This is a genomic window from Actinomadura sp. NPDC049753 (assembly GCF_040674655.1).
In the GTDB taxonomy this organism is placed as follows: Bacteria; Actinomycetota; Actinomycetes; order Streptosporangiales; family Streptosporangiaceae; genus Spirillospora; species Spirillospora verrucosospora.
The window spans coordinates 1-25,997 of sequence record NZ_JBFARL010000062.1; the positions used below are offsets into that span (position 1 = coordinate 1).

At 74.1% G+C, this 25,997-nt stretch carries 25 protein-coding genes and 1 pseudogene; 17 read left to right on the forward strand and 9 right to left on the reverse strand.

The annotated features are described in order from the left end of the window. Nucleotides 1-718: glycerate kinase (locus AB0K37_RS18100; protein ID WP_363981981.1), on the reverse strand; the 718-nt coding region annotated here is incomplete at its 3' end. A gap of 177 nt (nt 719-895) precedes the next feature. Further along, nucleotides 896-2,341 (reverse strand): NCS2 family permease, encoded by a 1,446-nt coding sequence (locus tag AB0K37_RS18105; protein ID WP_363981984.1) that lies wholly within the window; start codon nt 2,339-2,341, stop codon nt 896-898. Between the two features lie 184 nt (nt 2,342-2,525). Here AB0K37_RS18105 and AB0K37_RS18110 point away from each other — a divergent pair. The 8 genes and pseudogenes from AB0K37_RS18110 to AB0K37_RS18145 form a co-directional block, all read left to right on the forward strand. After that, nucleotides 2,526-2,843: pseudogene (locus AB0K37_RS18110) on the forward strand (helix-turn-helix domain-containing protein); the annotation flags it as partial. Between the two features lie 14 nt (nt 2,844-2,857). After that, nucleotides 2,858-4,156 (forward strand): tetratricopeptide repeat protein, encoded by a 1,299-nt coding sequence (locus tag AB0K37_RS18115; RefSeq protein ID WP_363981987.1) that lies wholly within the window; start codon nt 2,858-2,860, stop codon nt 4,154-4,156. Nucleotides 4,157-4,239: 83 nt separating this feature from the next. Beyond that, nucleotides 4,240-5,361 carry a DUF5685 family protein gene (locus AB0K37_RS18120; protein WP_363981990.1) on the forward strand — a complete coding sequence of 374 codons (1,122 nt, stop codon included), beginning with the start codon at nt 4,240-4,242 and terminating at the stop codon, nt 5,359-5,361. Between the two features lie 110 nt (nt 5,362-5,471). Continuing rightward, entirely contained in the window at nt 5,472-6,119 is a 648-nt protein-coding gene (locus AB0K37_RS18125) for a copper resistance CopC family protein (protein WP_363981992.1), read from the forward strand. Next, nucleotides 6,112-8,172, forward strand: a complete 2,061-nt coding sequence (locus AB0K37_RS18130) for a cytochrome c oxidase assembly protein (protein ID WP_363981995.1) — start codon at nt 6,112-6,114, stop codon at nt 8,170-8,172. The genes AB0K37_RS18125 and AB0K37_RS18130 overlap by 8 nt, the downstream gene beginning before the upstream one ends. 58 nt (nt 8,173-8,230) lie before the next feature. Then, the gene (locus AB0K37_RS18135; RefSeq protein ID WP_363981998.1) at nt 8,231-9,463 is read left to right on the forward strand and encodes a histidine kinase; all 1,233 of its coding nucleotides are present in this window, start codon (nt 8,231-8,233) and stop codon (nt 9,461-9,463) included. Next, on the forward strand, nt 9,460-10,110 hold the full coding sequence (locus tag AB0K37_RS18140) for a response regulator transcription factor (RefSeq protein ID WP_363982001.1): 651 nt from the start codon (nt 9,460-9,462) through the stop codon (nt 10,108-10,110). Before AB0K37_RS18135 ends, AB0K37_RS18140 begins: the two co-directional genes overlap by 4 nt. 96 nt (nt 10,111-10,206) lie before the next feature. Continuing rightward, nucleotides 10,207-11,304 (forward strand): hypothetical protein, encoded by a 1,098-nt coding sequence (locus AB0K37_RS18145; RefSeq protein WP_363982004.1) that lies wholly within the window; start codon nt 10,207-10,209, stop codon nt 11,302-11,304. 3 nt (nt 11,305-11,307) lie between these two features. On the opposite strand, the gene AB0K37_RS18150 is transcribed toward AB0K37_RS18145, so the two are convergent. Continuing rightward, a complete protein-coding gene (locus AB0K37_RS18150; protein WP_363982007.1) occupies nt 11,308-13,035 on the reverse strand; it encodes a hypothetical protein in 1,728 nt (575 codons plus the stop codon). Nucleotides 13,036-13,136: 101 nt separating this feature from the next. Between AB0K37_RS18150 and AB0K37_RS18155 the strand changes: the two genes are divergently transcribed. The 3 genes from AB0K37_RS18155 to AB0K37_RS18165 are packed head-to-tail and all read left to right on the forward strand — an operon-like array spanning nt 13,137 to nt 15,813. Continuing rightward, nucleotides 13,137-13,811, forward strand: a complete 675-nt coding sequence (locus AB0K37_RS18155) for a response regulator transcription factor (RefSeq protein WP_363982010.1) — start codon at nt 13,137-13,139, stop codon at nt 13,809-13,811. Continuing rightward, nucleotides 13,808-15,295 carry a HAMP domain-containing sensor histidine kinase gene (locus tag AB0K37_RS18160; RefSeq protein WP_363982013.1) on the forward strand — a complete coding sequence of 496 codons (1,488 nt, stop codon included), beginning with the start codon at nt 13,808-13,810 and terminating at the stop codon, nt 15,293-15,295. Before AB0K37_RS18155 ends, AB0K37_RS18160 begins: the two co-directional genes overlap by 4 nt. Then, nucleotides 15,292-15,813, forward strand: a complete 522-nt coding sequence (locus AB0K37_RS18165; protein WP_363982016.1) for a hypothetical protein — start codon at nt 15,292-15,294, stop codon at nt 15,811-15,813. The genes AB0K37_RS18160 and AB0K37_RS18165 overlap by 4 nt, the downstream gene beginning before the upstream one ends. Here AB0K37_RS18165 and AB0K37_RS18170 read toward each other — a convergent pair whose 3' ends face one another. The 4 genes from AB0K37_RS18170 to map form a co-directional block, all read right to left on the reverse strand. Further along, a complete protein-coding gene (locus AB0K37_RS18170; RefSeq protein ID WP_363982019.1) occupies nt 15,814-16,530 on the reverse strand; it encodes a metal-dependent hydrolase in 717 nt (238 codons plus the stop codon). It abuts the gene before it with no gap. Between the two features lie 196 nt (nt 16,531-16,726). Continuing rightward, on the reverse strand, nt 16,727-17,779 hold the full coding sequence (locus AB0K37_RS18175; RefSeq protein WP_363982022.1) for a DNA polymerase ligase N-terminal domain-containing protein: 1,053 nt from the start codon (nt 17,777-17,779) through the stop codon (nt 16,727-16,729). A gap of 19 nt (nt 17,780-17,798) precedes the next feature. Further along, nucleotides 17,799-18,488: a helix-hairpin-helix domain-containing protein gene (locus tag AB0K37_RS18180; RefSeq protein WP_363982025.1), complete on the reverse strand. Its 690-nt coding sequence runs from the start codon at nt 18,486-18,488 to the stop codon at nt 17,799-17,801. Nucleotides 18,489-18,546: 58 nt separating this feature from the next. Continuing rightward, entirely contained in the window at nt 18,547-19,398 is an 852-nt protein-coding gene (gene map, locus AB0K37_RS18185; protein WP_363982028.1) for a type I methionyl aminopeptidase, read from the reverse strand. A 68-nt stretch (nt 19,399-19,466) separates the two neighbouring features. Between map and AB0K37_RS18190 the strand changes: the two genes are divergently transcribed. Continuing rightward, nucleotides 19,467-19,643: a hypothetical protein gene (locus tag AB0K37_RS18190; protein ID WP_345174656.1), complete on the forward strand. Its 177-nt coding sequence runs from the start codon at nt 19,467-19,469 to the stop codon at nt 19,641-19,643. Here AB0K37_RS18190 and AB0K37_RS18195 read toward each other — a convergent pair whose 3' ends face one another. Then, nucleotides 19,644-20,240: a hypothetical protein gene (locus AB0K37_RS18195; protein ID WP_363982031.1), complete on the reverse strand. Its 597-nt coding sequence runs from the start codon at nt 20,238-20,240 to the stop codon at nt 19,644-19,646. Between the two features lie 91 nt (nt 20,241-20,331). On the opposite strand from AB0K37_RS18195, the gene npdG reads away from it, so the two are divergent. From npdG to AB0K37_RS18215, 4 genes are all read left to right on the forward strand, one after another. Further along, nucleotides 20,332-21,027: an NADPH-dependent F420 reductase gene (gene npdG / locus AB0K37_RS18200; protein ID WP_363982034.1), complete on the forward strand. Its 696-nt coding sequence runs from the start codon at nt 20,332-20,334 to the stop codon at nt 21,025-21,027. Nucleotides 21,028-21,065: 38 nt separating this feature from the next. Further along, on the forward strand, nt 21,066-22,169 hold the full coding sequence (locus AB0K37_RS18205) for an NAD-binding protein (RefSeq protein WP_363982037.1): 1,104 nt from the start codon (nt 21,066-21,068) through the stop codon (nt 22,167-22,169). Nucleotides 22,170-22,246: 77 nt separating this feature from the next. Then, nucleotides 22,247-22,570 carry a hypothetical protein gene (locus AB0K37_RS18210; RefSeq protein ID WP_363982040.1) on the forward strand — a complete coding sequence of 108 codons (324 nt, stop codon included), beginning with the start codon at nt 22,247-22,249 and terminating at the stop codon, nt 22,568-22,570. A gap of 10 nt (nt 22,571-22,580) precedes the next feature. Then, nucleotides 22,581-23,330 (forward strand): hypothetical protein, encoded by a 750-nt coding sequence (locus AB0K37_RS18215; protein ID WP_363982043.1) that lies wholly within the window; start codon nt 22,581-22,583, stop codon nt 23,328-23,330. A 78-nt stretch (nt 23,331-23,408) separates the two neighbouring features. On the opposite strand, the gene panB is transcribed toward AB0K37_RS18215, so the two are convergent. Beyond that, nucleotides 23,409-24,260: a 3-methyl-2-oxobutanoate hydroxymethyltransferase gene (panB, locus tag AB0K37_RS18220; protein WP_363982046.1), complete on the reverse strand. Its 852-nt coding sequence runs from the start codon at nt 24,258-24,260 to the stop codon at nt 23,409-23,411. A 153-nt stretch (nt 24,261-24,413) separates the two neighbouring features. Here panB and AB0K37_RS18225 point away from each other — a divergent pair, with 153 nt between their 5' ends. Continuing rightward, entirely contained in the window at nt 24,414-25,976 is a 1,563-nt protein-coding gene (locus AB0K37_RS18225; RefSeq protein ID WP_363982049.1) for an MFS transporter, read from the forward strand. Nucleotides 25,977-25,997: the final 21 nt, after the last annotated feature.

A 25,997-nucleotide genomic window follows, 5' to 3' on the forward strand; every position in this document is an offset into this window, starting at 1 on the left:
GGTCGGCCCACCGGCGCAGGCCCGCGTCCAGCAGCCGCACCTCGTCGCGGTTCGCGCCGCGGCGCGGCCCGTCCACCGCCGCCGCGCCGGTGCGGCCGAGCAGCGGGCCGGCGGAGTCGCCCGCCACCACCACCTCGATGCCCGACATGTCGGGTAGACCGCGCAGGTCGAGGGCGTGCAGCGAGCGCAGCGCCGCACCGCCGGGCGGCAGGTCCTTGCCGAGCGCGTCCAGCAGCCGCCCCCCGAGCCCCTGGACGAGACCCGCGCCGCCGTCGGTGCACGCGCCGCCGCCGAGGCCGAGGACGATCCGCCGCGCGCCGAGCCGGACGGCGTGCGCGAGCAGCTGCCCCGTGCCGAGGCTGGAGGCGGTGAGCGGGCGCGGGCGGCCGCCGGGCAGCTTGCGCAGCCCGGACGCCTCCGCCAGCTCGACCACCGCGCTCGCGCCGTTCAGGGCCAGCCGCGCCGTCACCGGCCGGCCGGTCGGCCCGCACACCTCGACCTCGACGCGCCGCCATCCGGCCGCCACCGCGGCCTCGACGGTGCCGTCGCCGCCGTCGGCCACGGGCAGCTCCACCAGCGCGACGCCGGGGCGCGCGCGGCGGAGCCCGGCGGCGAGATGCCGCGCCGCCCGCGCCGCGGTCAGCGCTCCCGGGAACCTGTCAGGCGCCAGCAGGACGTGACCTGACGGGGACGGGTGGGAGGGAGAGTCCGCGGACACCACAGCCACGCCTTTCACGCCGGGGGGTAAGGCCCTACCTTCTGCTTACGCCATGCCGGCACTATTTGACACCTGCAACCGCCTCCGGGACCTACAAACGGGCGAGTTCCGTCGCGGAGCGGTCACCGTGCGTCCGTGTTTCCCCGGAGTCCCCCGCGCGCGGGCGGCCGCGCGGGCTCAGGCGACGCCGAGCCACTCCTCGATGGGGTGGATGGCGAAGAAGACCACGAACAGGGCGGCCACGATCCAGAGGGCGGGGGAGATCTCGCGCACCTTCCCGCGCGTGGCCTTGATGACCACGTAGGCGACGATGCCCATCCCGAGGCCGGTGGTGATCGAGAAGGTGAAGGGCATCAGCACGATGGTGAGGAACGCCGGGATCGTGATCTCCAGGTCGTTCCAGTCGACCTTGGCGACCTGCGTCATCATCAGCGCGCCGACCACGACGAGGGCGGGCGCCGCGGCCTGCGCGGGGACGGTCGCCGCCAGCGGGGTCAGGAACAGCGTCACCGCGAACAGCGCGCCCGTGGCGATGTTGGCCAGGCCGGTCCGGGCGCCTTCGCCGACGCCCGCCGCCGACTCGACGAACACCGTGTTCGCCGACGAGCTGGTGAGCCCGCCGAACGCGGCGGACAGCCCGTCCATCGACAGGATCCGGCCGAGCCGCGGCACCTCGCCCTTCTCGCTCACCAGGCCCGCCTCGTCGCTGATGCCGAGGATCGTCCCCATCGCGTCGAAGAACCCCGACAGCACCAGCGTGAACAGCACGACCAGCGCGGTGATCACTCCCGCCCGGGCGAACCCGCCGAACAGGGAGATCTGCCCGAACAGCCCGAAGTCGGGGGCGGCGAACAGCTTCTCGGGCATGTTCGGGGTGACCACGCCCCAGCCGCCCTGCTTGACGGAGGCGTTCTCCTGGATGATCACTGCCCCGACCGTCCCGGCGACGATGCTGATCAGGATCGCGCCGGGCACCCGCCGCACGTACAGGATGATCATCAGCACCAGGGTCCCCGCGAACACCAGCGCCGGCCACGTCTCCAGCCGGCCGCCGGTGCCGAGGGACAGCGGCGGGCTCGTGGCGCTGGAGGTGACGAACCCGGCGTCGTAGAGGCCGACCAGCGCGATGAACGCGCCGATCCCGACCGCGATCGCGTGCTTGAGCGCCAGCGGGATCGAGTTCATGATCCGCTCGCGCACGCCGGTGACCGCCAGCAGCACGATGACCACGCCCTCGATCACCACGAGGCCCATCGCCTGCGGCCAGGTCATCACCGGCGCCGCCTGGAAGGCCACGACCGCGTTGATGCCGAGGCCCGCGGCGAGCGCCAGCGGCGCGTTCCCGACCAGGCCCATGATCACGGTGGTGACGGCGGCGGACAGCGCCGTCATCGTGGTCAGCTGCGGGATCGACAGGGTCGCGTCGTTGACGTCCTTCGCCCCGCCGAGGATGAGCGGGTTCAGCAGGATGATGTAGGCCATCGCGAAGAACGTGGTCACGCCGCCGCGCAGCTCGCGCGGGACGGTGGTGCCGCGTGCGGTGAGTTCGAACAGCCGCTCCAGCGGCCCGCGCCCGCTCGCCGGTGGTGAATCGTCGGCCGGTCCGGCCTGGTTCTTGGACATGACGGGCGCTCCGCTTTCAGCAGCATGGTGTTCGGAAACGGCGTGCACAGGGTAGCCGTCCGTGGCCCGGGTGAGGCCAGGGGGCCGCGCGGAGAGAAGTCGGCGGGATGTGATTCGCGGCCTTCGCAGCGTGACGGGGGTGATGCGCCGCCTATAGCCTGCCCTGGTGCGAATGCGAGACTCCGCCGGGGCGACCGCCCTGGACTCCTACGCGTGGCTGCTGGCGTCCGTCCCGGAGCGGACGCGCTCGTCCTTCCGCGCGCGGATGCTCGGCCCCCTGGAGGAGTACGACAGCACCAGGCAGGCCGATCTCGTGCACACGCTGGAGGTCTTCCTGTCCTGCTCGGGCTCCTGGAGCCGCACCGCGACGCGGCTGCACGTCCATGTGAACACGCTTCGGTACCGAATCCGGCGAATCGAGGACCTCACCGGCCGGGACCTCGGCAGACTTGAAGACCGAGTCGACTTCTTCCTCGCCCTGCGCGCGGCGAGCACCTTGTAGGCGGTGGTCAAACGATGGATCGGGAGACACTGGGGCAGCGCATTCGCGCCCTGCGGATCCGGCAGGGCGTGAGCCAGGCGCAGCTCGCCTTCCCCGAGCTGTCCGACAGCTACATCTCGCTGATCGAGAGCGACAAGCGGGTCCCGGCGCCGAGCGTCGTCGATCTGCTGGCGGCGAAGCTGAACTGCTCGGCGACCTACCTCGTCAGCGGCGTCAGCGAGGACGTCGTGGACGAGCTGCGCGTCACCCTCGACTACGCCGAGATCGCGCTCAGCAACGGCGCGGCGGCCGAGGCGCGGACCCGGTTCGCCGAGGTGCTCGCGAGCGCCGACGCGGTCGCGCTTCCCGAGATGCTGCACCAGGCCCGCTGGGGCCACGCGCTCGCGCTGGAGGCCGCCGGCGAGCTGGAGGAGGCGATCGCCGAGCTGACGGCGCTGACCGACCAGGCGTCCGCCGAGGCCGACCTCGACCACTGGGCCAAGGTGCACGTCGCGCTGAGCCGGTGCCTGCGCGAGCGGGGCGACATCAGCGCGGGCGTGGAGGCCGCCGAGACCGCGCTGCGGCACCTCGTCGCCACCGGCGCCGACTCCACCGACGCCGCCGTGGACCTCGGCGCGGCGCTGCTGTCGGCGTTCATCGAGCGCGGCGACCTCGTCCGGGCGCGCCAGCTCGCCGCCCAGCTCGTCGAGCGCGCCGAGCGGATCGGCAGCCCCCGCGCGCGCATGGTCGCCTACTGGGAGGCCGCCTACGTCGCGGAGATCCGCGGCGAGTACGACGAGGGCGTCGCGCTCGCCGAGCGGGCCCTGATGCTGGCCGGCGACGGCGAGGACCCCCGCAACCTCAACCGGCTCCGCGTCATCTACGCGGGGCTGCTGCTGCGGGCCAAGCCCGACCAGGCCGCCCGCGCGCGCGAGCTGCTCGCCCGGGTGCGCGGCGAGATCAGCGCCAGCTCCTCCGGAGAGATCGACGTTGCCTGGTGCCTGACCGAGCTGGCGCGCGCCGAGACCGCGCTCGGCCGTCCCGCCGAGGCGGTGGCGCTCGCCGAGGAGGCCCTGGACCTGCTCGGGGACGCCCCGCGCCGCGCCACCGCCGGAGCGCTGACCGTGCTCGGCGAGGCCTCGGTGCGGCTCGGCCGGCACGACCGCGCGGTCGAGGTGCTGACCCGGGCCGCGACCTGCCTGGAGGAGATGGAGTCCTCCCGGGAGGCCGCGCAGGCGTGGTTCGACCTCGCCGAGGTGCTGGCCGGGACGGGGACCTCCGACGGGCCCCGGATGGCCGCCTACCGCCGCGCCCTGACCTGCGTGGGGGTCTGATCGGACCGTTCCGGCCGAACCGTTTCGCGTGCCGCCGCGTCCATGAATAATGCTGCGGTCGGCGTGAGATGGGGGAGTTGTTCGTGTTCGGTGTTGTCAGACCCTGCCGTCATGTTCTGTGCGGGTCCCTGTTCGAGGACTGGATGGCCCACCTGTGCGGGCTGTGCCTGACGCTGCGGGCCGAGCACGGCCAGGCCTCGCGGCTCGTCACCAACTACGACGGGCTGCTCGTGTCGGTGCTGGTGGAGGCGCAGGCCCCCGAGCTGTCGCCGCGCCGCAAGGCCGGACCGTGCGCCCTGCGCGGGATGAAGACGGCCGAGGTCGTCACCGCGCGGGCGCAGGGCGCGCAGCTCGCCGTGGCCGCGTCCCTGCTGCTCGCCGCCGGCAAGACGCGCGACCACGTGGCCGACGGCGACGGGCCCTACGCGCGCCGGCTCGTCGCGGCCGCGGCCGGGCGGATGGCCGACCGGTGGGACGCCGCGGGCGGCCGCACGGGCGCCGCCGTCGGGTTCGACCCCGCGGTGCTGCGCGACGCCGTCGCCCGGCAGCCGCTCCTGGAGGCGGCCCCCGGCCTCGGGCTGCTGGACCTGACCGAGCCGACCGAGACGGCCGTCGCCGCGGTGTTCGCGCACACGGCCGTCCTGGCGGGCCGGGAGGGGAACGCCGAGACGCTCGCCGAGGCGGGCCGCTTCTTCGGGCGCCTCGCCCACCTCATCGACGCCGTCGAGGATCTCGCCGAAGACGAGGAGGCCGGCGCGTACAACCCGCTCCTGGCGACCGGCACCACCCTCGACGAGGCCCGCCGGCACGCCGACGACGCTCTGCACGGGCTGCGGCTCGCGCTCGCCGAGCTGGAGATGGAGAGGCCGCGCCTCGTCCGGGCCCTGCTCGACCGCGAGGCGGGCCGGTCGGTCGAGCGCGCCTTCGCCGCCCCCGCGGAGCTGTCCAGGCGGGGGCCGCGGCCGCCGCGCCCCGGCTGGCCGATCCCGTGCTTCACCGGAACGCTGGTCTGCGCCACCTGCGGGATCTTCCAGCCCGAGTGGAGCGACCACCACGGCGACTCGTGCGACGACCGCTGCTGGTGCACCCGGCACCTCGACGGCTGCGACGGCGGCGGCTGCGACGGGAGCTGCTGCGACTGCTGCAACTGCTGTGACTGCTGCGACTCGTGCGACTGCTGCGACTGCGACTGCGGGTGCAACTGACCGGCGCCGTTCCTCCCGGGTCGCGCCATCGCGCGACCCGGGACGTGCCATGGCGGCGGGCTCAGTAGGGTAGACGGAGCCCTTCGACTCACTAGAGAACCCGGCCCTCCATGAACATGCTCAAGTCCCGCCGGCCCCTGCGCCGCCTCGGTCTGATCGCCGCCGCCGCGCTCGCCTTCGGCGCCTTCGCCGCGCCGCCCGCGATGGCGCACACGAAGCTGGTCGGCAGCACGCCCGAGAAGGGCAAGGCCGCGGACGCGGTCACCGAGGTCACGCTGGTCTTCAGCGACAAGATCAGCCTGGCGAAGGTCGTCGTCAGCGACGGGAACAAGAAGGAGTTCCAGGCGGGCGCGGCCGAGCGCGCCGGGACCAAGGTCACGCAGAAGCTGTCCGGCCCGCTGCCCGCCGGCTCCTACACGGTCGCCTACCGGGTGGTCGGCGAGGACGGGCACCCTATCGAGGGCAACGACCTGGCGTTCAGCGTGACCGGGGACGGCGCCGCGGGCGCCCCGCCGGCCGCCTCGGCCGCGCCCACCGCGGGCGGGGTCGGCGCCGAGGAGCAGACGGGCCCGGCCGCCAACTCCGACGAGCAGCCGCTCAAGGCCGACCAGGAGGACGACGCGGCCGAGGAGGACTCCGGCTCGGGGATGCTGCTGTGGGTGCTGATCATCGGGGGCCTGCTCGTCGGCGTCGGCATCGGCGTGGCCATCGTGTTCCGCGCCAAGCGCAAGCACCAGGCGGCAACCGGCGGTGAATAGGGGGAGCCTGGCCGTCTGGCGGGCGGGGGCGGCCGCCCTGGCCGCGTGCGCCGTCCTGCTGGTGGCCGGGCTCGTCCTCGGCGGCTCGGTCACCGAGAAGGTCATCCCCGGCCTCGGCGACGCGGGCGCCCTCACCCGGTGGGGGCTGCCGGTCTCCCGGGCGGCGATGGACCTGCTGTCCGCGCTGACCATCGGCGCCCTGCTGGCCGCCGCCGCGTTCCTTCCCGTCGAGGGCGGGCGGGCCGCGCCCCGGCTGTCCGGGGACGCCCTCGGCTACCTCAACGCCGCCTCCTGGATCGCCGCCGCCTGGGCCGCCGCCGCGGCGGCCACGCTCGTGTTCACCGTCGCGGACGTGCTCGGCCAGCCGGTCGGCGACGTCCTCACCGGCAGCGAGCTGAGCAGCTACGTCGGCTCGCTGCCGCAGGGCACCGCCCTCATGGTCGTGGTGCTGCTGGCGGTCGTGGTGGCGCTTCTGGCCCGCACCACCACCACACCCGCCGCCGCGTTCGGGCTGCTCGCCCTGGCCGGGATCGCCCTGCTGCCCGCCCCGCTCACCGGGCACTCGGCCTCGGCCGCCAACCACTCCACCGCGACGACCGGCGTCGCTCTGCACGTCGCCGCCGTCGCCCCGTGGGTCGGAGGGCTCGCCGTCGTCGCCGCCCACGCGCTGCTGCGCCGCGACCGGCTCCCGCTGGTGGCGGAGCGGTTCAGCCGCATGGCCCTGTGGTGCTACGTCGTCGTCGGGGCCAGCGGCCTGGTGAACGTGATCGCCCGGCTGCCGGATCCGCGGGAGCTGGTCGAGACCGACTACGGACGGCTCGCGCTCGGAAAGATCATCGCGTTCTGCCTGCTCGGCTGGTTCGGCTGGTGGCACCGGACGCGGACGCTGCCCGCGGTGGCGGACGGCAGGCCGGGAGCGTTCGCCCGGTTCGCGTCCGTCGAGGCCGCCGTGATGGGCGCCACCATGGGCCTGGCCGTCGCGCTGGCCCGGACCGCGCCGCCCGCCCCGGCCGAGCCGGAGTCCGCGGTCAAGTCGCTGCTCGGCTACGACATGCCCCCGCACGTGACCCCCGTCCGGCTGCTGACGCTGGGACAGTTCGACCTGTTCTTCGCCGCGCTCGTCGTCGTCCTCGGCGGCCTCTACCTCGCCGCGGTCGTCCGGCTGCGGCGGCGCGGCGACTCCTGGCCCTGGGGGCGCACCGCTTCCTGGCTGATCGGGCTCCTGACGATCGCGGCCGTCACCCAGACCGGCGTCGCCAGGTACGCGCCGATCCTGTTCAGCGTGCACATGGCGCAGCACATGGTGCTGAACATGCTGACGCCGATCTTCCTGGTCGTCGGAGCGCCGGTGACGCTGGCGCTGCGGGCGCTCAGGCCCGCCCGCGTGCGCGGCGACCGCGGCCCGCGCGAGTGGCTGACCGCCGTGCTGCACAGCCGGTACCTGGCGGTCATCGCCCATCCCGCGGTCGCGACGCTCGTCTTCGTGGTGAGCACGTTCGTCCTGTACTTCACGCCGCTGTTCGAGGCCGCGATGCGCAACCATCTCGGCCACATCGCGATGATGGTCCACTTCCTGGCGAGCGGCTCCTTGTTCTTCTGGGTGCTGCTCGGCGTCGACCCGGCGCCGCGGAAGCTGCCGTATCCGGCCCGCCTGCTGCTGCTGTTCGTCACGATGCCGTTCCACGCGTTCTTCGGCATCGCCCTGATGAACATGAGCCAGGCGCTCGCGCGCGGCTGGTACACCGCCGTCGACCCGCCGTGGGGCACCACGATCCTGCACGACCAGCACACCGGCGGCGCCATCGCGTGGGGCTTCGGCGAGGTGCCGACGTTCATCGTCCTGATCGTGCTGGCCTTCCAGTGGTACGTCCACGACCAGCGGCAGGCGCGGCGCATGGACCGCAAGGCCGACCGGGCCGCGAAGGCCGGGGGGCGCCCCGAGGACGACGAGCTCGCCGCCTACAACGCGCGCCTGGCCAAGCTGGCCGAGCGCGACCGCGCCGCCGGCGAGGCCGCCGGGGAGCGCGCCGCCGGAGAGAAGGACAACGCGTGAGCGCGGTCTCCCCCGCGCGGGGGAGTGGGCGGGCCGCCGGTTCTGTCAGGATCAGGGCGTGCTTCGTGTGCTCCGCCCGCTGATCGAGCGGACGACCTGGCGGCGCTGGTCCCACCTCGTCGTGGGCGGCGCGCTGCTGATGCCGTACTGGTTCCTGGCGATCAGCATGACCCCGCTGCTGCCGATGGGCAACAGCCTGTTCAAGGGCGTGCTGATGCTGGTCGTCATGCCGGCGGCCGCGACGTTCGTCACCGGGCTCGTGCCGACGGTGCGGCTGCTGGAGAGCTCCCTGGCCAAGGAGCTGCTCGGCGGGCCCGCCGCCGGGCTCGTGCCCGGTTCGGCGGGCTCCTGGGAGAGCCGCGGCCGCACCGCCGCGTGGTTCACGCTGCACCTCGGCACGGGCGTCGTGGTCAGCGGGCTGAGCCTGGCCCTCCCCCCGGCCGCCGTCGTGATGCTCATCGCGCCGGCGGTGAGCTGGGACACCCGGTTCCTGGAGTCCTGGGGCTGGCAGGACGCCTGGCACCAGTGGCCCGCGCCGCTGATCGGGCTGGCGTCGCTGGTCCTGCTCCTCGCGCTGATCGTGGGGGCGGGCGCGCTGCTGGCCCGCCTGGCGCCGGTGTTCCTCGGGCCGTCCGCCGCCGAGCGGATGGAGGGGATGCGGGCCGAGGCCGTCAGGCTCGCCGAGCGCAACCGGCTGGCGAGGGAGCTGCACGACTCGGTGGGGCACGCGCTCAGCGTGGTGACCCTGCAGGCGGGGGCGGCCGGGCGGGTGCTGGACAGCGACCCGGAGTTCGCCCGCGAGGCGCTCGCCGCGATCGAGGACTCGGCCCGTGCCGCGCTGGAGGACCTCGACCACGTGCTCGGGCTGCTGCGCGACGACCGGTCCCGTCCCGCCCCGCAGGCCACGCTGAAGGACCTCGGACGGCTGCTGGAGCAGACGCGGATCGCCGGGGTGGCGCTGGACGCCGAGGTGGACCCGGAGGTGGAGCACGTCCCGGCGGCGGTGTCGCGGGAGGCGTACCGGATCGTCCAGGAGGGCCTGACGAACGCCCTGCGGCACGCGGGGAAGGTGCCCGTGCGGCTGCGGCTCGGCACCGACGGGGAACGGCTGGAGGTCGAGATGACCAATCCGCTCGGCGCGACCCGCGGCGACGGCGCGGGCCACGGCGGCGGCCGCGGCCTGGGCGGGGTCCGCGAGCGCGTCACCGTGCTGCGCGGCGACATGAGCGCCGGGGCCGAGGGCGACCGGTGGCGGTTCCGCGTCTCGCTGCCGCTAAGGTCCGGATCATGACGATCAAGGTTCTGCTGGTCGACGACGAGCGGCTGATCCGGGCCGGGCTCGCCGCCATCATCGACGCGGAGGACGACCTGGCCGTCGTCGGCGAGGCGTCCGACGGGACGGAGGTGCCGGGCGAGGTGCGGCGGCTGCGGCCCGACGTCGTGCTGATGGACGTGCGGATGCCGCGGCTCGACGGTATCCAGGCGACCCGCCACATCCTCGCCACCGTGCCGGAGCCGCCGCGGATCATCGTCGTCACCACGTTCGAGAACGACGAGTACGTCTACGACGCGCTGAAGGCGGGCGCCAACGGCTTCCTGCTCAAGCGGACGCGGCCGGAGGAGATCCTCCAGGCGATCCGGATGGTCGCGCACGGCGACAGCCTGCTGTTCCCGGCGGCGATCCGGGAGCTGGCCGGGCGGCACGGGCCGTCCGGCGGCGGGGGCGCGGCCTGGCACGGCCGGCTCACCGAGCGGGAGGGGGACGTGCTGCGGCTGATGGCCAAGGGCCACTCGAACGCGGAGATCGCCGGTGAGCTCTTCGTGAGCCCGCAGACGGTGAAGACGCACGTCGGGAACATCCTCGCCAAGATGCAGGCCCGCGACCGGACCCAGGCAGTGATCTTCGCTTACGAGACGGCCTTCATCACCCCGGGCTGACGTCCCGGCCCGCAAATCGGACGGGCCTTACACCTCATTTACCGACAGGTCGCTACAAAAGAGACAGAAAGGAAGAAGAGCGACGATCGGGGGATCATGGACGCCGTCACCCTGTCCGGGTTGCGCAAGCCGAGGCCGTATCCCGCGGTGTCGGTGCTGATGCCGACGCACCGCTCCGCCCGGGACGGCCGGCAGGACCGCATCCGCCTGCGGAACCTGCTGGGCGAGGTGCGCCGCCGCCTCCACGACGACCCCCGGGTGGAGTCCGACGCCGTCGACGACGTCGTCCGGGGTCTGGAGCGCGCCGCGGGCGAGGTCGACCCGCGGCACGCCTCCGACGCGCTGGTCCTGTTCGCCGCCCCGCACGGCGAGCACCACGCGTTCACGATCGGCCAGCCCGTGGACGAGCGGGTGGTCGTCGACACCGGGTTCGCCACCCGCGACCTGGTGGCCGACTTCACCCGCACGCCGCGCTACTGGCTGCTGTCGCTGTCGGACCACCGGACGCGGCTGTGGAGCGGACTCGGCGCGGAGCTGACCGAGCACGTCCGCGGCGGCTTCCCCGTCGAGCCCGAGCCGATCGACGAGGCGAGCGCCGGACGGCAGGCGCGGCGGGCCGCGCAGGGCGGCGAGGGCGAGCGCCGCCGCCAGACCATGCGGGACGTGGTGACCGACCTCGAACGCGTCCTCGCGCGGGACCGGCGCCCGCTGATCGTCGCCGGGGTCACCCGGCACCAGGCGGTCTTCGACGAGGTGGCGGGGCCGCACGTCACCGTGGCGGGACGGGTCGACGGCAGCTTCGAGGGCGCCTCGCCGAGCGCGCTCGCCGAGGCGGCCCGGCCCGCGCTCGCCGCCTACGAGGACCTCCGCGAAGTCGGCGTGCTGTCGGAACTGGAGGCGGCGCGCAGCATCCAGCGGTACGCGGGCGGGCTGTGCGAGGTCACGGAGCTGGTCGAGGAGGGCCGCGGCGAGCACCTGGTCGTCGAGCGCGGCTACTACGCGCCCGCGGTGCGGACCAAGGGCGAGCTGATCCCGGTGGAGGGCATGCCCGGCGTGCTCAAGGGCGCGGACGTCATCGACGACGTCGTCGACCACGTCATCGAGACGGTGCTGGAGTACGGGGGCGAGGTCACCTTCGTCTCGGACGGCTTCCTCATCGACCACGACCGGATCGCGCTGGTGACGCGCTACTGAGCGCTATTGACCCGCGCCCGCGCAGGAGGGGTCGTGCCAGGCCGCCCATGACACCGACCAGAACCGTCCAGCGTGCGGCCGCCAGCCCGCCGGGTGCGCGGGCCAGGACGCCTCGGGCGGCGTCCCGTCCGGAAGGGGCACCACGACCGTGCACACGCCCGGTGCGGGCGGCCCTCCGGCGCTGGCGTCGAACGTGCCGAGGCGCGTCCACCACACGGGGTACATCAGCGCGGTCCTGACCGCCCAGTTCAGCGACGCGTCCGTGACGACCCCGCCTGAGGCCGGGCCGGGGAGCGGGGGCTCGGCGGGGACGCGCCGAGTGTGCGGCCCCATCGCGAACGTCAGCGCCGCGAGGTTCACCCCGGCGATCGCGACGGCCGCCGAGGCCGTCGTCTTCAGCCTGGTCAGCACGAGCAGGCCGCCGAGCAGGGCGAGGGCGGCGAACGTCGCCTCGTGCAGGTGCAGCGCGCCACGGTCGGCGGTCAGGAAGGTGACCTCGGGGAAGTCGAAGCCGATGAAAGCGTGGGTGCGGAGCCGCTCGCCCGCGTAGGCGGTGACCCACAGCGCGGCTCCCTCCAGCAGGAGGGCGCTCGCCGCCGCCTCCCGGACCGCCGGGCCCGCGGTGAGGCGTCCGAGCGCCGCGGCCCCGGCGAGGGCGTAGGCCAGCGCCACGCACGCCAGGTAGCGGCCGTAGGCGAAGTTCCCGACGCGGTGCTCGTCCGGCAGCGCGGCCGAGGAGGCGTAGGCGATGCCGCAGGTGGCGGCGAGCAGCACGCCCGCCATGATCCTGTCCGCGGCGGGCGTCCGCCGCCGCGCGAGGACCGCGGCGACGGCCACGAGCCCGGCCCCCGCCAGGCCCCAGGTGGAGACGATCAGGTACCAGAGCTGCCCCGCCGCGCCCGACAGCGCCCACTCCTGCCCCGGGACCGTGGTCAGCCGGGACGTGAGGATCCCGGCGAGGTCCCGCGTGCCGCGCGGATACAGCTCGGCGCGGATGTGCGCGTTCAGCGCCGCGCCCGCCGCGTACCCGGCGAGCGCGGCCGCGCCCCCGGCCAGCGCGGCGCGGGCCTTCCGGCGTCCGGGCAGGGCCATGACCACCAGGGCGGCGGCGTGGACGGCGAGCAGGATCGTCCCCCGGGTGTGCACGGCCGTCGTGAAGGACGCGACCAGGCTCGCGAGGACGGCGTCCCCGGCCCGGCCGTTCCGGACGAACCGGTCCAGCGCCAGCAGCCAGGCCAGGACGAGGGTCGGCAGGACGGCGTCCGCGAGCGCGAAGGCGCCGAAGAACGTCGTCGCGGGCAGCAGCGCCGCCGTGAACGCCAGCGGCAGGGCGGACCGGCGGGCCAGCCCGAGGCGGCGGGCCGCCGCGTATCCGAGGGGGAACAGGGCCGCCCCCAGCACCGCGTTGATCGCGATCACGGTCGTGTAGACCGTCGCGGGGGTGTGGGAGAACCAGAAGGCCGGGGTGAGCAGGAGCGGATATCCGCCCTGGTAGAACGTGTTCCCGGACAGGTCCCCGCCCGGCCCGCCGGCCAGCAGGCGGGCGGCGAGCAGGTAGCCGGTCTCGTCCGGGTTCGCGGCCGGGGCCGTCCGCGACCAGGCGAACCACAGCCGGACCGCCGCCTGCGCGAGTACGCCGGCCGCGAGCAGCCAGGGCAGGGCGCGCGGCCGGCGGGGGCCCGGCGGGGCGGGCGGCGCTTGACGGCGGGGCGGGAGCAGCGCGAGCGACATGCGCTCCACGGTTCCGGCGGTCCGTCATGGTCTCGTGCCGAAGATGTCCGGATCTTGTGACACATCCCGTTTGATGATCGCGGACGGCCGATAATGACCGGGTGGCGAGCATTCTGTTCATCGAGGACGATCCGTCCGCCCGGACGGCGCTGGAGCTGGCGCTGACCCGCCAGGGCCACGGGGTCACGTCCCGGGCCACCGGCGAGGACGGCCTGGAGGCGCTGCGGGCGCGCCGGCCCGAGATCGCGATCCTGGACGTGATGCTGCCCGGCATCGACGGCATCGAGGTGTGCCGCCGGATCCGCCGGGAGGACCCGCTGCCGGTGATCCTGCTGACCGCGCGGGGCGACGACCTCGACGTCGTCCTCGGACTGGAGGCGGGCGCCGACGACTACGTGGTGAAACCCGTCGAGCCGCGGGTCCTGGACGCCCGGATCCGCGCGGTCCTGCGCCGCGCCGACCAGACCCGCCTCGACCGGTCCGTCTACGGCGACCTCGTCGTCGACCGGACCTCCCTCAAGGTCACCAAGGGCGGCGTCGACCTGCGCCTCACCCCGACCGAGCTGCGGCTCCTGCTGGAGCTGACGCGCCGCCCCGGTCAGGCCCTCACCCGCCAGCACCTGCTGGCCGCGGTGTGGGAGCACACCTACCCGGGCGACTCGCGGCTCGTGGACGCCTGCGTGCAGCGGGTCCGCGCCAAGATCGAGGACGAGCCGGCCGAGCCGCGGCTGATCGAGACGGTCCGGGGCTTCGGCTACCGGTTCACCGCGCCGTGAGGCGGCCGCTCCGGTTCATCGGCCTCGGGGTGCGGCGCCTCCGGTTCACCGGGCTGCGGGTGCGGCTCGCGGCCGCGTTCACCGCGGTCGCGCTGCTGGCCTCCCTGCTCGCCTCCGGCATCTCCTACGTGCTGCTGCGGCGGGTGATGCTGCAGCGCGCCCAGGACGCGGTGATCAACGACGTCCGCACCACCCTCGCCCAGCAGATCCCGCCCAACCTTCCGCCCGACGTCGGGCCGCTGGTCGCCGCGGCCCTGGAGGACGCGCTCGGCTCGGCCCCGGGGCGCAGGGCGGTGGCGGTGCCGGTGCCGCTGCGAGGTGAGGGCGAACTCCCGGCGCCGGGCGCGCTCGACGTCCCGGTGACGCGGGAGTTCGCCCGCCGCGCGGTGCGGGGCGTGGTCTTCCAGCGCGTCGAGCGGCACGGCACGCCCTACCTGCTCGTGGGCGCCCGCGCCTCCGGCTACCGGACCACCGTGGGCGAGCCGTGGCGCACGACGCCGCCGATGGTGTTCGTCTCCGCGAGCCTGCGCCGGGAGGCCGCCGACCTGTGGCTGTTCACCCGCACCCTGCTGATCGCGGACGCCGCGGCCCTGGCGGCCGCGCTCGCCCTCGCGCTGCTGGCCACCGGGGGCGTGCTGCGCCCGGTGCGCCGCCTCGGCGCCGCCGCCCGCGCGCTCGGCGAGGGAAGGCTGGACACCCGCGTCCGGGTGCAGGGCCGCGACGAGCTGGCCGACCTCGCCTCCACCTTCAACCGCACCGCGGAGGCGCTGGAGCGGACGGTGACGGAGCTGCGCGCGATGGAGGCCGCGTCCCGCCGGTTCGTCGCCGACGTCTCCCACGAGCTGCGCACCCCGCTGACATCGATGATCGCCATGACCGACGTGCTGGCCGAGGAGGCCGCCGAGGGCGGCGCGGGCGACGCGGCCGCCCGGCTCGTCGCGGACGAGACCCGGCGGCTCGGCACGCTCGTGGAGCACCTGATCGAGATCAGCCGGTTCGACGCGGGCGCCGCCGCCCTCGTCCTGGACGACGTCAACGTCGCCGACGCGGTCGGGGCGACCCTGGAGGCGCGCGGCTGGCGGGACGAGGTGGCGGTCGAGGGCCCCGCGGACCTGTTCGTCCGGCTGGACCCGCGGCGGTTCGACGTCATCGTCGCCAACCTCGCCGGGAACGCCCTGAAGCACGGGAGCCCGCCCGTCTCGCTGAGCTTCGGGCCGCCGGACGGGGAGGACGGGAGCGGCGTCCGGGTCGTCGTCGCCGACCACGGCCCCGGCCTTCCCGACGACCTGGTCTCCGCGGTCTTCGACCGGTTCGTCAAGGCCGAGGCGGCGCGCTCGCGCAGTGAGGGCAGCGGCCTCGGCCTGTCGATCGCCAGGGAGAGCGCCCTGCTGCACGGGGGAACGCTGGAGGCGGCCAACGGCCCGGAGGGCGGCGCGGTGTTCACCCTGTGGCTGCCGGGCGGGGAAGGGAACGAGCGCCCATGAGACGACGGCACCGGGCACCGGGGCTCGTGACGGCGGCGGCCTGCGTCGCCCTGGCCGGCTGCGGGATCAGGCCGACCGGGATCATCAGCGCGGGAGACCTGCCGCTGGCGCAGGCGCACGCCGCCACGATCACCGTCTACCTCGTGCGGGGCGGCCGGCTGGTGCCGGTGACGAGGTCCGGCCTGCCCGGCGAGGCGCACCTGGCCGTCGAGCAGCTGACCGTGCCGCCGACCGAGCAGGAGCGCGCGATGCGGCTGCGCACCGAGGTCCACGGCGAACTCGACGTGTACTCGGTCGACGACGTCTCCAGCCCGATGGGCCACCGTTCACAGCTGGTGGTCCGGCCGTCCGCGGAGGCCGGGGCGAAGGGGCTGTCGCGGACGGCCAAGGCCCAGATCGCCTGCACGGCGCAGACCATCCAGGGCGTCCAGCGCGTCAACCTCGGGAACACGGTCGACGCGCCCGAGAACAGATGGGAGTACCTGACCTGCGACCAGTTCTCCGACCTGCTCGGATGATCAGCCTCGGGTCAGCCACTGGGCGGTGATGTCGCCGAGCACGGACCGGACGGTCAGGATCGCGATGCCGAGGATCAGGACCGGCATCACCACCCACCGCTCCACCTTGCCGTCCGTCCGCGGGATGACGGGAACGTCGACCCGCCACGGCAGCGGCCAGAAGACCGGGCACCCCCGCGGTGTCAGGCAGTCGCCGGCGACGTGGGCGAGGCAGCCGAGCGTCACCGCGAACCCGACGAAGCTCATATCGATCTTGTGCATGAGCCAGACCGCGATCAGGGCCAGAGCGCAGTCCGCCAGCGCCGACTGCGGCTCGGCGCCCTCGAAGTCCAGCCCGACGCCGCGCAGCCCGAGCCCCACGATCATGAACAGGCAGGCCCACCAGGCCCAGATGTAGTGGGTGGCGAGGGTGTCCATCGCCCAGCCGATGCCGACCGCGAAGAGGATCGAGTGGGTCGCCTGCCGGTGCCCGCCCGACAGCTTTCCGATCCACTTGCACATGTGGTTCGTGATCGGCCCGAAGGTGTTGGCGATCCGGCCGTTGTGGTGGTCGATGTCGGGCAGGATCGCGGCGCCGGCGCACACCACGGCGCCCGCCATGATCTGCTCGGGCGACAGCGCCACCGCGTGCTCGCCGAGCAGCCGCTCCTGCCCGATGATCGGGACGGCGCCCAGCCACGCCAGCGCGCCGCTCAGGGCATGCGTCTTGCCCATCATGTGCCGTTCCCCCGCTTTCCAGCGCGTATCGCCGCCCGTCTCAGGGCGGGACTCTAATCCGCTCCTGATCGTTTTCAGCGAAGACGCGCCGAACGGGGCGTCACGTCCTTTTGATGCCCGGAGGCGGCCGCCGGTTCCGCCCGGGGCGCGGGGTTTTCCGCGCTTCTCGGGGCGGATCAGCGGGACCGCGGGCGGGTCAGCGCCGCTTCCTCGGCCGGGCCGGGACGAGACGCCACGCGCCGGACTCCTCGCCCGGCTCGTAGGGGGAGTCCAGGCGCTTGGCGACGACCCCGGGCAGCCCCTGGTCGCGCGCCGCCTCCAGGACGGCGCCGCCGTCGCCGGGGAACCAGGGGGCCGTCTGCCACCGGGGGCCCGCCAGGCCGAGGTCGTCGAGCCGCTCCCGCCGCTCCCGGTAGGGGACGTCCAGCAGCGGATGCCCGTCCAGATGCGGGACGTCGTAGATCATGTAGGTCTCGCGGCCGTCCAGGACGGCCAGCTCCCCGTCCAGCAGCGCGGGGCGGACGCCGAGCTGCGCCCCGAGCCGGGAGCCGAGCCCGCCGGGGCCGTCCACGGGGCGCCCGCGCCCGTCGGTGAACCGGGTCCGGCCGCCCTCGACGTAGGCGGCCAGCCGTTCGCCGCCCCACGCGAACTCGAACCCCCACGCGTCCGCGCCGCGGGGCAGGCGGGCCCGCTCCTGCGGCCGCATCGGGCGCAGCGACTCCGGCAGGGGCTCGGCGTCCGGGTCCGCGGGCGGGTCCATCCGGTGGATCATCCAGTTCCTGCCGCGCGTCCTGAACAGCACGTAGCGCCCGGACACGCGCGAGCCGTGGATGACGACCTTCACCTCGCGCTCGGACCACTTCTCCGTCTCGTAGGTCCCGCGGTCCCAGATGGTCATCTTCCCGGCGCCGTACTCGCCGCGCGGGATCTCGCCCTCGAAGGCGGCGTACTCCAGCGGATGGTCCTCGGTGTGGACCGCCAGGTGGTTGGTCTCCGGGCTCCACGGCAGGCCCTTCGGCACCGCCCATGACACGAGCACGCCGTCGCGTTCGAGCCGCAGGTCCCAGTGCAGGCTGGTCGCGTGGTGCTCCTGGACGACGAACGTGTCGTCGTTCCCGCGCGGGAGCGCCTCGTCCCCGGGGACGGGCTCCGGCGTCCGGCCCGCATCGCGCCTGCCCCGGTACTCGGCGAGCCGGTCGCCGTCGGGGGCGGGGGGAGCGGCGTGCTTCTCGCGCTTCTTCGGGGTCACGCCCGCTGCATACCCGCGCTCAGCGGATGAAGACGGCGTACTCGGCCAGATCGCCGGTGAGGGAGGGCGGGAGCCCCGCCACCGCGGACAGCTCCTCCGCCGACACGAACCCGCCCGTCTCGGCCCGGACCCGCTCGATCGTGGCCGCCAGCTCCGGAGTGACGCCGGGCAGCAGCGTCAGCGTCTGCACGGGCGCGTGGTTGACGTCGACGAGCCCGCCGTCGTTGTACTGGTGCGGCAGGTCGGGCCGCCCGATGCGCAGTTCCTTGGCGAGCCCCGGGTCGGACGCCGCGAGCTCCCGCGCCTTCTGCCGCAGCAGCCGCTGCCGCTTGACCCGCTCCACCACGGCCTCGTTGTCGACGCCCGAGAGCCCGTGCGGGTCGAACACCTTCCGCCGGATCAGGAAGGCGTGCCCGCAGCCCACCACCGCCAGGAGGGACATCAGCATGCCGGCCGCCCGCACGGTGCCCTCGTCCTCGCCGGTGCCGGAGAGCAGGGACAGCATCAACGCGAACACCCCGGCGTACACGGCCGTCGACACCAGCAGGTGCAGGCTCCGCCGCCACAGCAGCGCGGCGGCGAACGTGAACGGCGTCGCGAAGCCGAGGGACAGGAACGGCAGCGCCGCCCATGTCACGCTCAGCGCGGCCTGCCCCGGCGGCATGCTGTCGGAGGGAACCCTCGGCTCGTACGGCGCTGGGGCGTTCATCTCTAGAGGGTCTCCCGGGCCGGATGTGGGCGAATCGGACTCTAGATCGAGGGAAGGGTCACGGCAGGGTGAGGATTTCGTGGCCGTCCTCGGTGACCAGCAGCGTGTGCTCGAACTGCGCGGTGCGCCTGCGGTCCCGGGTGACGACCGTCCAGCCGTCGGCCCACATGTCGTACTCGTGCGTGCCGAGGGTCAGCATCGGCTCGACGGTGAACGTCATGCCCGGCTCGATGATCGTCGTGGCGGCCGGGTCGTCGTAGTGCGGGACGACGAGGCCGGAGTGGAACGTCGTCCCGATCCCGTGCCCGGTGAAGTCGCGCACGACCCCGTACCCGAACCGCTTGGCGTAGGACTCGATGACCCGCCCGATCACGTTCAGCGCCCGGCCGGGCTTGACCGCGCGGATGCCGCGCATCGCCGCCTCGCGGGTGCGCTCCACCAGCAGGCGCGACTCCTCGTCCACGTCGCCGCACAGGAACGTCGCGTCGGTGTCGCCGTGCACGCCGTCGATGTAGGCGGTGATGTCGACGTTGATGATGTCGCCGTCGCGCAGGACCGTGTCGTCGGGGATGCCGTGGCAGATCACCTCGTTGATCGAGGTGCACAGCGACTTGGGGAACCCGCGGTAGCCGAGCGTGGAGGGGTAGGCGCCGTGGTCGAGCAGGAACTCGTGGCCGACGGCGTCCAGCTCGTCGGTGGTGATCCCGGGCCGGACGTTCCTGCCGACCTCCTCCAGCGCCTGCGCGGCGATCCTCCCGGCGACCCGCATCCGCTCGATGACCTCGGGCGACTTGACGTCCGGCTCGCCCGTCCGCGGCCGCTTCTTCCCCACGTACTCAGGGCGCGGAATGTTCGAGGGAACCTTGCGCATGGGGGAGACGCGTCCGGGTCGGAGCAACTGGGTCGTCATAGTGATGGAGTGTAGTCAGCGCGATCCGGGCACACTCCCGTGTCAGCGCATGATCGAAAGGAGCGCCGATGGCCGGTGACGACGGTGACTGGTGGTTCTGCCTGAAGCACATGAAGCCCGAGCACGGGGCCGGCTGCCCCGGCAAGGACCGCATGGGCCCCTACAGGACCGAGGGCGAGGCCGCGGACGCCATGGCCATCGCCCGCGAGCGCAACGAGGCGTGGCGCAGGCAGGACGAGGACTGACTAGTCGGGGACCGGGCCGGAGACGGCGTCGAGGAGCCGGGCGAGGCGGCGCCGGAGCCCGCGCGGGCTCCGCTCCGGCTCCCGGCCCGCGGCCGCGCTGACGAGGTGCTGCGCCCCGTCGAACGACATGAGGGCCTCGCCCGGCGGGACGGTCAGCGCCTCGTGGGCGAGGCCGCGCAGCTCGCGGTCGCCGCCCTCCAGCGCGAGGACGGTCGCCCCGGTGCGGCGCGCGTCGTCCACCCGCTCCAGCAGCGGGACGGGCGCCCCCTCCTCGGCGACGACGAACAGCGTCTCGCCGCGCCGGGCCTCCTCCAGCCGCTCCAGCCCGACCCGCAGGTGCGCGGGCGCGTCGGCCGGCGGCTCCCAGCGCACCAGCGTGGGCGCGAGGCCGGGGGCGCCGCCGAGCCGGCTCTCGTCGTCGAGGTGGGCCGCCAGATGCCACGGGTCGCCCGCCGGCGTGCCGACCAGCAGGAGCCCGCCCGGGGTGCGGGAGGTGACGCGCAGCGCCCGGCCGAACTCCTCGGTCCGCTCCAGCCAGCCCGTCGCCGACAGGACCTCGCGCAACATCGATATCTGCTCGGCGTCCACGGGCACCATGGTGCCTCACCCCGCGTCCCCGGCAGGCCCTTTCGGCGATGCGGGAGCCCGGCGCCGGGCTCCCGGTGGGCGGCCTGGCAGACTCGGCCGCATGACTGAGCAGCAGCAGAAGACGCCCTACGACCTTCCCGACGCGAGCGGCCTGACCATCGGCATCCTGGGCGGGACGGGAGACCAGGGCAAGGGCCTCGCGCGCCGGTTCGCGCTGGCCGGGCACCGGGTGACGATCGGGTCGCGCAAGGCCGAGCGCGCCCAGGCCGCCGCGGACGAGCTCGGCGCGGACCTGCCCGTCTCCGGCGCGGAGAACCCGGTCGCGGCCGGGGAGTCCGACGTGGTGATCGTGGCGGTGCCGTGGGACGGGCACAAGGCCACGCTGGAGTCGCTGCGCGCCGAGCTGGCGGGCAAGATCGTCGTGGACTGCGTGAACCCGCTCGGCTTCGAGAAGGGCAAGGGCGCGTTCGCGCTGCCGGTCGAGGAGGGCAGCGCCGCCGAGCAGGCCGCGGCCGTCCTGCCCGACAGCCGGGTCGTGGCCGCCTTCCACCACGTGTCGGCCAGGCTGCTGCTCGACCCCGAGGTGGACCGGATGGAGCTGGACGTCCTGGTGCTCGGCAACGACCGGGAGGCCACCGACCTCGTCCAGGCCCTCGCCGGGCGGATCCCCGGCATGCGCGGCGTCTACGGCGGGCGGCTGCACAACGCCCACCAGATCGAGGCGTTCACCGCCAACCTCATCTCCATGAACCGCCGCTACAAGGCCCACGCCGGACTGCGCATCACGGACGTCTGACCCCGCACCACGCGGGCCCTCCCCGGTACGGTGCCAGCATGAACGGTCAGGACGCCGCGCGACGGCCGCTCGTCCTGCTGCCGTCGGCCGGGACGGGGCCGCTGCGCGCGGTGGCGAAGCGGGTGGGGCTCGCGCTCGTCCTGCTGCTCATGGTGGTGGCCGTGGTCTACCTCGACCGCGACGGTTACCGCGACACCGGCGACGGGCGGCTGTCGCTGCTGGACGCCTTCTACTACGCCTCCGTGACCATGTCCACGACCGGGTACGGCGACATCACCCCGGTCGGGGACGGCGCGAGGCTCGTCAACATCGTCTTCATCACGCCCGTCCGGGTGCTGTTCCTCATCGTCCTCGTGGGGACGACCCTTGAGGTGCTGGCCGAACGCACCCGCGACGACTGGCGAAGGTCCCGCTGGAGGGCACGCGTGCGCGACCACATCGTGGTGGCCGGTTACGGCACGAAGGGCCGCAGCGCCATCAGGACCCTGCTGAGCACCGGGGTGCCGCCCGAGTCGATCGTCGTCGTGGACCCGGACCCGCGGGTCGTGGCCGAGGCCGCCGAGGCCGGGTTCGCGGGCGTCGTCGGGGACGCGACCCGCAGCTCGGTGCTCAGGCAGGCCTCGGTCCAGCGGGCCCGCGAGATCGTGGTGGCGAGCGCCCGCGACGACACCGCGGTGCTGATCACGCTGACCGCCCGGCAGCTCAACCCGCACGCCGGGATCCAGGCGGCGGTGCGCGAGTCGGAGAACGTCCCGCTGCTGCGCCAGTCCGGCGCCGACCACGTGGTGACCTCGTCGGAGGCGGCGGGGCGGCTGCTCGGGGTCTCCACCACGCAACCGAGCGTCGGCGAGGTCATCGAGGACCTGCTGGAGCAGGGGAGCGGCCTCGACCTGGTGGAGCGCGAGGTCCACCCGGACGAGGTCGGCGGCCCGCTCGGCGCGGTCCGCGTCCCCGCGCTGGCGGTGGTGCGGGACGGGCGGCTGCTGCCGTTCGACGACGCCGGCTGCGCGGCCCTCGAACCGGGCGACCGGCTGATCGTGGCGCGGTCCTCCACCCGGCGCCGCGGCCCGTCCGGGCCGGAGGAGGGGGACGGCCGGGACGGGGCCGGGCCGCCGGACGGTCCCCGAGAGCGAGACCACTGACCGGGCGGGGAGCGGTTCGGGCCTGCGCCGCGTCCTAGTCCTGGATTACCATCGCAGTGGCGACAGGCGGGGTGGAGATGAGAGAGAACCGGTCGGCAGATCCGTGGAGCGCGTTCCTGGCCCCTTCCGGGCAGAGCGGCGGCGTCCGGCCGCCGGGCGCGGTGCCCGCCGGTGAGCCCGGCCGCGCCGCCGGGTACGCCGAGCCGGGCGCGGAGGACGCGTGCCGCCGCGTGCTGGCGCAGTTGCGGGCGGCCAACGGCCCGCTGTCGCTGGAGCAGATCCACCACGCCACCCGTCTCGGGCTGCTGGAGGTCGCCGACGCCGTGGACGTGCTGCGCGAGCGCGGCCTCGTCGCGGTGGAGCGGGAAATCGACGAGGTCGTCCGGCTGACCGGGGAGTGACCGCGGCCCGATGATCGGATACGTCGTCGCGGTCTCGCTGAGCTGCCTGGTGGGCATCGCCGAGCTGGTCAGCCGGTACCGGGACCGGCCCACCACGCTGGTCCGGGTGCCGAGCACCTGGGCGTACGTGCTGATCAACGGGGGAGCGGGCGCGGGCTCGCTGCTGCTCCTGCACACCTTCGGCTGGCGGTTCGGCGTCCAGTCGCCGCACGTCGCCGAGGCGACGCAGGTGCTCGTGGCGAGCCTCGGCTCGATGATGGTGTTCCGCAGCGCGGTGTTCACCGTCCGGGTCGGCGACGAGGACGTCGCCGTGGGGCCGAGCACGCTGCTGACCTCGCTGCTGGCCGCCGCCGACCGGGGCGTCGACCGGATGCAGGCCAAGACCCGCGCGCACGAGGCGGGCGAGATCATGCGGGGCGTCTCGTTCGCCAGGTCGCGGCTCGCGCTGCCGACGTACTGCCTCGGCCTGCTGCAGAACGTGTCCGCCGAGGACCAGGCCGACCTGCGCACGGCCGTGGACGCGCTCGCCGGCAGCGAGATGACCGACGGCCAGATGGCCCTCAACCTGGGGCTGCTGCTGATGAACGTCGCCGGTCCCGACGTGCTGCGCTCCGCCGTGGAGACGCTCCGCGACGAGATCATGGCGGACGGTGCGGCCCCGCGCCGCCTCCCGCCGCCGCGCGACGGCCAGGACCACGAGGGCGGCCGGTCCGGCGCCGGAGCACGGCCCGGACCCGTCCGCTCCGACCCCGACCAGTAGCGGGAACACACACGGCCGCGCCGGGGGCGGCGCGGCCGTGCGGGGGTGGGCCTGGTTCGGCGCTGGGGCCCGTGCCCGCTAGTGGTAGGTGTGCTCCGGCGCCGGATAGGCGCCGCTGACGACCTCGTCGGCGTAGGCGCGGGCCGCCTCGCCGAGCAGGGTGTTCATGTCGGCGAACTTCTTGACGAACTTCGCGGTGTGCGGGGTGAGCCCGGCCATGTCCTGCCAGACGAGGACCTGCGCGTCGGTCTGGTTGCCGCCGCCGATGCCGATCGTCGGGATGGACAGGGACGCGGTGACGCGGGCGGCGAGGTCCTCGGGCACGCATTCGAGGACGACGGAGAACGCGCCCGCCGCCTCCAGCGCCTTGGCGTCGGCCATCAGCTCGTCGCCGTCCTGGCCCCGGCCCTGCACCCGGTAGCCGCCGAACGCGTTCACCGACTGCGGGGTGAGGCCGAGGTGGCCCATCACCGGGATGCCGGCCGCGACCATCGCCTCGGCCTGCGGGATGACGCGGCGCCCGCCCTCCAGCTTGACCGCGTGGGCGCCGGTCTCCTTGAGGAACCGGGTGGCGGCCGTCAGCGCCTCGGTGACGCCCGTCTGGTAGGAGCCGAACGGCAGGTCGGCGACCACCATGGCGCGCTTGGAGCCGCGGACGACGGCCGCGGTGAGCGGGATCAGGTCGTCCACGGTGACGGGGATGGTCGAGTCGTAGCCGTAGACCACCATCGCGGCGGAGTCGCCGACGAGCAGCACGGGGATCCCGGCCTCGTCGAAGATCCGCGCGGTGAGCGCGTCGTAGGCGGTGAGCATCGGCCACTTCTCGTGCCGCTGCTTCGCCGCGGCGATGTCGCGTACGGTCACCCTGCGCCCGCTCGTACCGCCGTAGAGTGCGGTCGGCTGTGCCGGGGGTGCGACGGATGAAGACATGCAGAACCTCCGCTGGTCTTGAGGCGCCACTGCGGCGTACCCAGACGAAACCGATGGTGCCACCTGACCAACGATTCGGGTACCCCTCCCCATTCCAGAATTTTCTCCGCCGGGCCGGGAACAGATTCCGAAACGATACCGTTGCGTATCGACATGGACCCCCAGACGATCCAGCGGCGCCGGTGGTACATCCTCGGCGTCCTGACCATGAGCCTGCTGGTGGTGGTGCTCGACAACACCATCCTCAACGTCGCGCTCAAGACCATCGCCGACCCCGTCAAGGGCCTCGGCGCCACGCAGAGCCAGCTCGAATGGGCGATCAACTCCTACACGCTGGTCTTCGCCGGCCTGCTGTTCACCTTCGGCGTGATCGGCGACCGGATCGGCCGCAAGCGCGTGCTCATCGGCGGCATGGCGGTGTTCGCCCTCGCCTCGCTGGTGTCGGCGTACGCCCAGTCGCCCGAGCAGCTCATCTACGCCCGCGCCCTGATGGGCCTCGGCGGCGCCGCGGTCATGCCGCAGACGCTGTCCATCATCACCAACGTCTTCGAACCGCACGAGCGCGCCCGCGCCATCGGCATCTGGGCCGGCGCGGTCGGCCTCGGCGTCGCCATCGGCCCGCTCACCGGCGGCCTGCTGCTCGCCCACTTCTGGTGGGGCTCGGTCTTCCTCATCAACGTGCCGGTCATCGCGGTCGGCGTCACGCTGATGGCGTTCCTGGTCCCCGAGTCGCGCAACCCCGCCCCCGGCCGGCTCGACCCGGTCGGCGTGGTGCTGTCGGTCATCGGCCTGGTCGTCCTGTCGTACGGGATCATCCAGGGCGGTGAGGAGGGCGACTGGCTGCGGCCGTCCGTGCTCGGCCCGATCCTCGCCGGCGCCGCCGTCCTCGCCCTGTTCGTGTGGCACGAGGCCCGCACCGCGTCCCCGGCCTTCGACGTCCGGCTGTTCAAGGACGCGCGCATGTCGGCCGCCGTCGCGTCCATCGCGCTGTGCTTCTTCGCCGCCACCGGCGTGTTCTTCTTCGCCAACTTCTACATGCAGTCGGTGCGGGGCCTGACGCCGCTCCAGTCCGGAGCCATGGTGCTCCCGTTCGCCGTCGCGCAGCTCGCCTTCGCCCCGCGCAGCGCCGCGATGGTGCGCCGCTTCGGCGCCAAGGCGGTCTGCACCATCGGGCTGCTGCTGGTCACCGTCGCGCTGGCGAGCTACCAGTTCGTCGGCGTCCACACCTCCCTGTGGATCCTCGGCGCGATCTTCTTCGTGCAGGGCGTCGGGATGGCCAACGTGATGCCGCCCGCCACCGAGTCGGTCATGTCCGCGCTGCCCCGCGAGAAGGCCGGCGCCGGATCGGCCATCAACAACACCGCCCGCCAGGTCGCGGTCGCGATGGGCGTGGCCGTGCTCGGCTCGGTCGTCGCCTCCGTCTACCGCGGCGACCTGCGCGCCGAGCTCGCCGCGCTGCCCGCCGGCGCGCGGCAGGCCGCCGCCGAGTCGATCGAGGGCGCGCACGCCGTCGCCGCCCGGATGGGCCCCGCCGGGCAGAGCCTCGTCGGCCCCGCCGACGCCGCCTTCGTGCATGCCATGCACGCAGCGTCCGTCGCCGCCGCCGTGGTCTCCTTCATCGGCGCCCTGGTCGTTCTGAAGTGGATGCCGGGACGCGCCGCGGCACCGTCCGAGCAGGCTCCGGCCGAGCGGCGGCCGGAGAAGGCCGCCGTGTGACGGCCGGTGTGGCAGGGTGAG